This is a genomic window from Phyllobacterium bourgognense, assembly GCF_003337575.1.
Taxonomy (GTDB): Bacteria; Pseudomonadota; Alphaproteobacteria; order Rhizobiales; family Rhizobiaceae; genus Phyllobacterium; species Phyllobacterium bourgognense.
Window position 1 is genome coordinate 382091 of the sequence record NZ_QPJM01000004.1, and the last position, 8698, is coordinate 390788.

Here is an 8698-nt window from a genome sequence, read left to right on the forward strand (position 1 = left end):
GCTCTGAGATAGCAAGCAATCAGGAACTTGGCATGACCAGCAAACAACTTACGATAGCCACGACCGACTATGATCACTTTCGTGATTTCCGCACTGGCGCAGTGAGGGCCGAGGGACTTGACCTGAACTGGTTGACCCTGGGTCATCACGAGATTTTCGCGCGGTTTACCTTCAATCGCGAATGGGACATCAGTGAGCTTTCGTTTGCCAAGTTCATGGCGCAGGTCAGCCAGCCCGACAGCGACATCATCGGCTTGCCGGTCATTTGCTCGCGGCTGTTCCGGTTCAGTTCATTTTACGTCAACAAGAACAGCGGCATCAAGACGGTCGAGGACTTGCGCGGGAAGCGGATCGGCTCGCCGGAATGGGCACATTCCGCGGCCGTCTACATGCGCGGCTGGATGCACAATGATTGCGGCGTCAAATTGCAGGACGTTCATTGGTATCAGGCCGGGGCCAACGCATCGGGGCGCATCGAGAAGGTCGATCTCGACTTGCCGGAAGGCGTCAAGCTGACCCGCGTCGGCGACAAGTCTCTCTCGGAGATGCTCGCCTCCGGCGAGATCGATTGCGCCATCATCGCCCGGCCACCCACCTGTTTCCTCGAGGGGGACCCCAATATCGAACGATTGTTTCCAGATTATCTGGAGATGGAGGAGGAATATTACGAGCGCACGCGCATCTGGCCGATCATGCACATCATCGCGCTGAAGAAACACCTGCTTGACGACAATCCGTGGATCGCCCGCAACCTTTACAATGCTTTCGAGGAGTCCAAGAACCGCAGCCTCGAACGTCTGCTCGATCCTGCCGTCTCGCGTTATCCCTTGCCGTGGCTTGCCACCTACGCCCGCCGCATGCGCGCGCTCTTCGACGGCGATACCTTTCCCTTCGGCATCGAAAAGAACCGGGCAACCTTCGAACAGATGATGCTCTATACTTATCAGCAGGGTATCGCCCAACGACATATGACTCCCGAGCAGGTTTTCCCGGAAGGCATTATGACCCGGATCGTCATCTGATTTTTGAAGCCTTTCAGATTCTAATCGAAACGCGCCTCCCTCTCCGTCATCCTTGCGCACTTCCTTCTCCGTCATCCTCGGGCTTGACCCGAGGACCCACGGCAAAGGAGTATGGACATGCCCGCCATTGCAGCTGCATCCAGTCATTGAAAAACGGTGATGCGGCTTACCATTGAGAAACTGCCCTGGCTGGAATGCGTTTTCGCGCGACGCGATCTTATAGCGCTTCTCAGCCGTGGGTCCTCGGGTCAAGCCCGAGGATGACGGAGAGGTCGAGGACGTGATGAAGCAGAGGTGGCGGGAGCGGGTATGTCTCAAACCTGAACACTCGAGGACGTGGTGATAATTTAAGGTTTTGGCTTGGAATCCGTTGTATGCCCCCACCCCGACGCTTCGCGCCGACCCTCCCACGTTGGGGAGGGTGAAGGGTGTACTTGCTTGGCGCCCCACCTCCCCCTTGACGGGGGAGGTCGCTGCGCAGCTGCGAGTGGGGGTGAATAGTTAAATCGTCACTACAGCTAGTATGAAAGGTTCTATCCTCCGCAAGCTATATAACCCTCTTCAGCATGACCTGATCCTGCCGGCATGGTAAGACGGGCTCGTGCAGAGGAGGAAAACCTGTGAGGGTTCGTCAGCTTGAATCATTCGTATGTGTTTGTGAGAGCGGAAGCATCACGCGGGCCGCGGCCATATTGAACATAGTCCAGCCGGCGCTTGGCTCGCAGATTACTGCGCTTGAGCAGGAGCTCGGTGTGCAATTGCTGGATCGCAGCCCAAGGGGCATCAAGACAACGCCTGCAGGTCAGTATTTTCTCGAAGAAGCCAGAGACCTGCTGGGACGGTTCGCGACGATCAAAAAGAATATAAAAAACTTCAACAATTCGGAGCCAGGTCATCTGTCGATCGGACTGACAGCCAGTCTTTCGATGCTGCTCGCAGCCCCGCTGGCGCAGGAGTTCAACCGGCAGAACTGGTCCGCCAAGGTCCATATCATCGAAGATATTAGCCACAATCTGCCGGAGCGGATTGCCAGGGGCGAGATTGATCTGGCGTTGGCGTTCGACGTTGCTCCTCACAAAACGGTCGATTGCACGCCAGTCCTGATGGAGTCGATTTTCTTCGTCACCGGTCCAACAACAGAATTCAACAAGCAAGGGCCAATCGATCTCGCCGAGCTTTCCAGGGCGACTTTCGTGATCTCCACTGAAAAGAGCCAGATCATCCAACTTGTCAAACAGGCGATGGAGCAACTGCATCTGCCGCTTGACGTCACCTATCAGATTGAATCGAAACAGGCGATCAAGGGACTGATAGCGCAAGGTACGGCTTCTGCGTTTCTGCCCTACGGCGTCGTCGCACGGGAGGTGGAGGCCGGTACGCTGATTGCGCGGAAGATTGCCAATCCGCCGCTCACGCGCACCCTTTTTCTATTGCAACCTTTGGCGCACCCCGTCTTCGGCCATGCGGAAGCCGCACTGAGGATCATCGAAAAGTTCATCGCCCATCTCGCCGAGAACGTCGCGTTCGAGCTTATTGAACCCACCGGCCAACCGCGGCTCTATCGGGGACGCGCCAGCCAGCCATAGAGCGCGCCGAAGCCAAGCATCAGGCACGTGCCGAGGAAGACCGCGCGCATGCCGAAATGCCCGCCAACGAACCCGCCGGCAAGGGGGCCGATTACCTGCCCGGCATATTGCGAAGAGGTGGCATAGCCGAGAATAGCGCCGGAGACGCGGTCGGGAACATTGTGGCGGATCACGCTGGTGATGCAGGGCAGAAGCCCGCCGAGCGAAAGCCCCATCAGGAAGCGCAGAACGACAAGCTGCCAGCCCTCGGTCACGAATGCCTGCGGGATCAACAGGAGCGCCGATACACCAAGTGCCGCAACGATGACGTTCCAATGGCCGATGCGGTCGGCAAGCTTGCCAAGGCGCGATGCTGAAAGGATGCTTCCCAGCGCTGCCGCCGACATGACGATGCCGGCGACCATCGTGACATGGGAAGGATTGTCGACGAGTTGTGCCACATAGACCGTGATGATCGGTTCGATCGACATATTGGCGAGCATCAACAGCATGCCTGCGAGCAGCATTACGATGATTGGCCGTTTGTCGGGAATGGCCGACCAGCCGCCGCCCTGTCTTTCAGTCTTCGACTTTGCCGGGCGCCATTCCTCCTTGATGAAAAAACTCGTTGCCAGAAAGGTGATGAAGATGACGCCGCCGGCCAGCCAGAAGGTCTGGCGGATGCCGATCAGAGGCGGCAGCGCGCCGCCGATCAGCGGACCGACAAGATTGCCGGCCATGATGCCTGAGGCAAGAGTCCCGAGTGCCCAGCCGGTTCGCGCCTTCGGCATCTGGGTTGCCACCAGGACCGTGGAGCCCGATGCATAACCGCCGAGCAGTCCGGTCAAAAGCCGCAGGAACACAAGCTGCCAGACATCGGTCGCCATACCGATCAGCGACATCGCAACCGCCATGCCGAGACTGGCGCGAATGAGCATCAGTTTGCGCCCATAGAGATCGGCAAGACGCCCCCAAAGCGGCGCGACGAGCGCCGCTGTGAAAAATGTTGCGCCATAGGCAACACCCGACCATTGCACGATCGCCGCATGATCTTTTACGCCAAGCTGTTCAACGTAGAGTGGCAGGAAAGGCAAGATCAAGGTCATCGCGACGATCGTCGTGAAAGAGCCAAGCAGGCAGACGACGAGGTTCTGCCGCCAGTAGAGCGACTCGATCGACGAGCCGGATTCATCAATGTCAGTCATGCCGGGAATCGGATTTCCCACCGGAAATTTCCGGAGGCCTCTCATTGCAAGAGCGCGAATAGATCACCAGTTTTTCACCTGACTGCGGCAATAGCAACATGCGGCAAAGCAAGGCGGCAACGCGCCGCACGATTTGCCGACAACAAGCTTGATGAGGAGCAAAAATAAAACAAAAAGGCGCGATTCTTGCACGGGTTGGTCCGATTCCTACGCAAGAAAGGCCGAATCCGGCGCAAGAATTTCATCCTGCGATTGAATTTTGGATGCAGGCGGTTGAGTCCGTTACTTCAGCCGTGCCGTAACGTCGATGGGGATTGGTTTGCCTATTCTATCCCAGCCCGCCGATTTTTGTGATTGCCGCGCATAATAGCGATACGAAGTGCTCGACCAGTCCCTGACCGAATTCGTACGGTTGTCGAGGATTAGGTCGCCGCTCGAGGTACGAACAGTCAGCACCACATGACCCTCGTTGCTGAAGGAAAGACGGGCAACCGTAAGTAACAGTGCAGCGGCTGGCCAACCTCGTTTCAGGAGTTCGCGCTTCTTCAGGATTGCAAAATCTTCACAGTCGCCGGCTTTGGTCGGGATCGTCCAGAGGTCCTCGACACCATTGGTCTGCATGTCGCTCTGTTGCTTGATACTCGCGTTGACTGTTGAGTTAACCAATTGAAGTTGCCGGCGTTTATCCGCCGTCAACTGGACAATCCTCGCACCTGAGCGGGTGTTGCAAAGGGTCGCGAAGCGCCCGCAAAAGGAGCGAAATGCCGGTGGACCAAAGCCCTTGCCGTTAAGTTGCATCTCCGTTCCCTGCGCAAATGCCGGAGCCGAAACGGGGCTTCCAATTAGTAGTGCCGTCAAAACAGGCAGAGTATATTTGCGGATCATCCGACGCTCTCCCGCGAATTGCCAAAAGCAGATGTGTGTGGGGATTATAACCTCATCGACCGAACAACCAACCTGCAAAAAGCACCGAGACTGTTATCACGACGAACAGCACCACGTAAGGCCGGATCGGCGTAAGGTACGGATCATACTCGGCTTTTGGCGGGTCTCGATCGTCTGGATCCATTTCGGATGATATGCGCTTTCATGGAAAAAGGCCCGGCGGGGCTTGGGGGAATGGGCACCGGGCCCGCTGGGGTCAATCAGCCACACCATTCTGCACAGATACGATGTTCGCTTCAATCAATCGCGATTGGCTACTATTTCTTATTAAGGTGCATCCAAAGGTATTGCACCGATGCTCTCAGGTAGTTGGCCATTGACGCAAACACTTCAGATAATATTCGCGACGAGTGCTGCCACTATCACGCCAGTAATAAATATGCCGAGGTACCAGCCGAGAGAATTGTGAACTGCCCAGACATCTTCGTCGTCTTCGTCAAAATCATCGGCCATGGTGTCATCCTTCCGATGGCCAGAGCGATGTGCTTCGATCGCAGGTAATAGCAGAACGCCTTGGTCCGCCGATGGTTTCATTCCGCGGAGGTTGATCTTCCCAAGTAATTTCGCTGATGATACGTTCACTCTCTGTTCGCGGCTGATTCGCGAGACTGCCTGTCGGGGATCATATGAGCGCTGCCTACTTGGAAAAACTGAATGCCGAGCAGCGAATGGCGGTGGAATATGGCGTAGGTCAGGTCGCTGGGCCGCTCCTGGTGATTGCTGGTGCCGGTTCAGGCAAGACCAATACGCTTGCGCATCGCGTCGCACATCTGATTGTAAACGGAGCTGATCCGCGCCGGATTTTGTTGATGACGTTTTCACGCCGGGCCGCCGCCGAGATGTCCCGCCGCGTCGAGCGCATATGCGGTCAGGTGCTGGGCGCGAAGTCCGGTATCCTGGCCGATGCTCTGGAATGGGCGGGTACATTCCATGGCATTGGCGCCCGTCTCTTGCGCGAATATGCGGACCAGATCGGCCTCAACCCGGATTTTACCATTCATGACCGCGAGGATTCTGCCGATCTGATGAATATCATCCGGCATGAACTGGGCTTCTCCAAAAAGGAAAGCAGGTTTCCGACCAAAGGCACCTGTCTCGCTATTTATTCCCGCACCGTCAATTCGGAACAGCCGCTCGACGAAGTACTCAAGACTTTCTTTCCTTGGTGCGCTGCCTGGGATGCTCAGCTGCGCCAGCTTTTCGCCGCATATGTCGAAGCCAAGCAGATACAGAATATTCTCGATTACGACGATTTATTGCTTTATTGGGCACAAACCGCCAGTGTCTCAGCTTTCGCCGACGACATGGGCGGTCGGTTCGATCATGTTTTAGTTGACGAATATCAGGACACCAACCGCCTGCAATCCTCGATCCTCCTGGCGCTGAAGCCAGGTGGCCGGGGGCTTACCGTGGTAGGAGATGACGCACAGTCGATTTACTCGTTTCGCGCGGCCACAGTTCGTAACATTCTCGATTTCCCCAAGGCATTCAGCCCGTCCGCGGATATCATAACGCTGGATAGGAACTATCGCTCTACGCAGACCATCCTTGCCGCCGCCAACGGCGTCATCGACCTTGCCTCGGAACGGTTCACCAAGAATCTCTGGACGGAACGGCAATCGGCTGAACGGCCACAACTTGTCAGTGTTCGCGACGAGGCCGATCAGGCACGTTATATCGTGGAACGCGTGCTGGAGAACCGCGAAACCGGAACCCTTTTGAAACAGCAGGCAGTGCTTTTTCGAACGTCGCATCACAGCGGGCCGCTGGAGGTGGAATTGACACGCCGCAACATACCCTTCGTAAAATTCGGCGGGCTCAAATTCCTCGATAGCGCCCATGTAAAGGACATGCTTGCAACGCTGCGTTTTGCGCAGAATCCGCGCGACCGCGTGGCCGGGTTCCGGCTGATGCAGCTTTTGCCCGGTGTCGGGCCTTCGTCAGCGCAACGTGTGCTGGATCGGATGGCGGAAGAAGCCGATCCAATTGCAGCACTCGCCGTCATTCCTGTGCCGCCTCGGGCCGGCGAGGACTGGACGGGCTTTGTAGAAATGCTGCAGCAGATCCGTGTAGAGAAAGCAGCGTGGCCGGCCGAGATCGAGCGGGCGCGGCTCTGGTACGAACCGCATTTGGAACGCATTCATGAAGATGCATCGATGCGGCAAGCCGATCTTTTGCAACTGCAGCAGATTGCAGCGGGTTATCCATCGCGCGAGCGATTTCTCACTGAATTGACGCTTGACCCTCCGGACGCGACCAGCGACCAGTCCGGCGTGCCGCTGCTCGACGAGGACTATCTCATTCTCTCGACTATCCACTCGGCCAAGGGCCAGGAGTGGAAATCCGTTTATATGCTCAATGTAGTCGATGGCTGCATGCCCTCCGACCTCGGCGTCGGTTCTACGGCAGAACTCGAAGAGGAACGGCGATTGCTCTACGTCGCCATGACCCGTGCCAAGGACAATCTTCACCTTGTCGTGCCGCAGCGCTTCTTTACCCATGGCCAGAATGCCCAGGGCGACCGGCATGTCTATGCTTCCCGGACACGATTCATCCCGGCTACGCTATTGCAATATTTCGAATGCATCGCATGGCCTCTGGCACGGTCCAGTGCTGCCGGACAATCGGAGCAGCCAAGGATGCGCGTGGACATCGGAGCGCGTATGCGAGGCATGTGGCAGTAGCGGGCGTCGAAAAGCGCGAATAGAAGGTCGCGACACATAGTGTAATGACAGAAGCAACCGAATTTAACCTGGAAAGGTTTGTCCAAGCGCAGGAGCCTGTCTTTGAGCGGGTGCTCGAGGAGTTGAGGTCAGGACAAAAACGCAGTCATTGGATGTGGTTCGTCTTTCCACAGCTGAAGAGTCTTGGCCACTCCTCCATGGCACAGTTTTACGGCATAGCATCGCTTGACGAAGCGCAAGCGTATCTGGGTCATCGGCTTCTAGGCGAGCGGTTGGTGATTTGTACCGAGATATTGTTGACCCACACCGATACGTCTCTCAATCTGCTACTGGGATCTCCGGATGATCTGAAGTTCTGTTCATCGATGACGCTCTTTTCACTGGCATCGAGTGATCGTGTTGTTTTCAAACGTGCTCTGGATCAGTTCTGCGACGGCCGCATGGATAAAAGGTCGCTGGCGCTTCTCGGGTTTTAGCGGAACGGGGTCCAAGCATGCCTAGGCAAGCGGAGAATTGGCTTCACAACGTGAAATCATGCGCTAACAATCCGGAATCGAGATGCCCGTCGACCTGAATGATCAGTCGGCGATACCGTCGCCATTGCTATCGGCCTCGACCATCCAATGATCGAGATCGGTGGGCGCATCCTGTTGAACCTGGAATATCCGTAGCTCGCCGGCAGAATTCGAGAATTCACTATCGCCGATGAGATGAAAGGCCTGGTCATCGGATGTAGCGGCATCGGCGTCGATGCCGCTGAGATCAATCATGTCTCCTTCGGTGGAGTTGAGTCGGTGATCGTGTCGCTGCCGATTTGTATTCGCATCGCGTGAGCGACGTTTCTATTCGGCCGAACTCTCGTTGTAGTATGATTTTTGGACGTTTGTTGAATGTGTCACGGGCCGTGCCGCGGCACGGCCTGTCTTCATCAAACTGGGTAGGCATCCAATCGGTTTGCAGGTCCCGTCGTCTTCTGCGGCGGCGACCCTTACTATCGCCGATAATTATCGAGCACCGAGTGGATAATTATTCCTCGAATATTGACACCAGTTCAAGTGTTGTCGAAGAGATGTGTCCTGCAGGGTCCTCATGGCAGCACTTGTGCCGCGTCGATTGCAGAGACAATGTCACCAAGGAGTGTCGATGTCTCAATCCGTGAAACTGATATCAATCGGCACAGCAGTGCCTGCCCACATCATTCAACAACGTGACGCCGCTGCTGCGGCACATCAGGCTTTTTCGGCCCGGTTCAGAGACTTTGACCGTTTGGCGAAAGT

At 56.2% G+C, this 8698-nt stretch carries 8 protein-coding genes; 4 read left to right on the forward strand and 4 right to left on the reverse strand.

The genetic code is table 11. The features are described 5' to 3' along the window. The first annotated feature begins 32 nt into the window (after positions 1–32). Positions 33–1022 (forward strand): substrate-binding domain-containing protein, encoded by a 990-nt coding sequence (locus tag C7476_RS10610; protein WP_114429876.1) that lies wholly within the window; start codon positions 33–35, stop codon positions 1020–1022. 620 nt (positions 1023–1642) lie between these two features. Further along, the gene (locus C7476_RS10615; protein WP_114429877.1) at positions 1643–2608 is read left to right on the forward strand and encodes a LysR family transcriptional regulator; all 966 of its coding nucleotides are present in this window, start codon (positions 1643–1645) and stop codon (positions 2606–2608) included. Here C7476_RS10615 and C7476_RS10620 read toward each other — a convergent pair. The 3 genes from C7476_RS10620 to C7476_RS28500 form a co-directional block, all read right to left on the reverse strand. Then, positions 2581–3792 carry an MFS transporter gene (locus tag C7476_RS10620; protein WP_114429918.1) on the reverse strand — a complete coding sequence of 404 codons (1212 nt, stop codon included), beginning with the start codon at positions 3790–3792 and terminating at the stop codon, positions 2581–2583. The two genes, C7476_RS10615 and C7476_RS10620, sit on opposite strands and share 28 nt — an antisense overlap. Positions 3793–4074: 282 nt before the next feature. Further along, positions 4075–4677, reverse strand: a complete 603-nt coding sequence (locus tag C7476_RS10625) for a transglutaminase-like cysteine peptidase (protein ID WP_114429878.1) — start codon at positions 4675–4677, stop codon at positions 4075–4077. Positions 4678–5067: 390 nt separating this feature from the next. Continuing rightward, positions 5068–5271, reverse strand: a complete 204-nt coding sequence (locus tag C7476_RS28500) for a hypothetical protein (RefSeq protein ID WP_114429879.1) — start codon at positions 5269–5271, stop codon at positions 5068–5070. 92 nt (positions 5272–5363) lie between these two features. Between C7476_RS28500 and C7476_RS10635 the strand changes: the two genes are divergently transcribed. Further along, a complete protein-coding gene (locus C7476_RS10635) occupies positions 5364–7421 on the forward strand; it encodes an ATP-dependent helicase (protein WP_114429880.1) in 2058 nt (685 codons plus the stop codon). A 44-nt stretch (positions 7422–7465) separates the two neighbouring features. Further along, positions 7466–7897: a DUF1810 domain-containing protein gene (locus C7476_RS10640; RefSeq protein ID WP_114429881.1), complete on the forward strand. Its 432-nt coding sequence runs from the start codon at positions 7466–7468 to the stop codon at positions 7895–7897. A 102-nt stretch (positions 7898–7999) separates the two neighbouring features. Here C7476_RS10640 and C7476_RS10645 read toward each other — a convergent pair whose 3' ends face one another. Further along, positions 8000–8191 carry a hypothetical protein gene (locus C7476_RS10645; protein ID WP_114429882.1) on the reverse strand — a complete coding sequence of 64 codons (192 nt, stop codon included), beginning with the start codon at positions 8189–8191 and terminating at the stop codon, positions 8000–8002. Positions 8192–8698 lie beyond the last annotated feature (507 nt).

Excerpts from the sequence above, each read along its gene's own strand:
- C7476_RS10610 (WP_114429876.1), top strand. The coding sequence starts at position 33 with ATGACCAGCAAACAACTTACGATAGCCACGACCGACTATGATCACTTT.
- C7476_RS10620 (WP_114429918.1), bottom strand. The coding sequence starts at position 3,792 with ATGACTGACATTGATGAATCCGGCTCGTCGATCGAGTCGCTCTACTGG.
- C7476_RS10625 (WP_114429878.1), bottom strand. The coding sequence starts at position 4,677 with ATGATCCGCAAATATACTCTGCCTGTTTTGACGGCACTACTAATTGGA.
- C7476_RS28500 (WP_114429879.1), bottom strand. The coding sequence starts at position 5,271 with ATGAAACCATCGGCGGACCAAGGCGTTCTGCTATTACCTGCGATCGAA.
- C7476_RS10635 (WP_114429880.1), top strand. The coding sequence starts at position 5,364 with ATGAGCGCTGCCTACTTGGAAAAACTGAATGCCGAGCAGCGAATGGCG.
- C7476_RS10640 (WP_114429881.1), top strand. The coding sequence starts at position 7,466 with ATGACAGAAGCAACCGAATTTAACCTGGAAAGGTTTGTCCAAGCGCAG.
- C7476_RS10645 (WP_114429882.1), bottom strand. The coding sequence starts at position 8,191 with ATGATTGATCTCAGCGGCATCGACGCCGATGCCGCTACATCCGATGAC.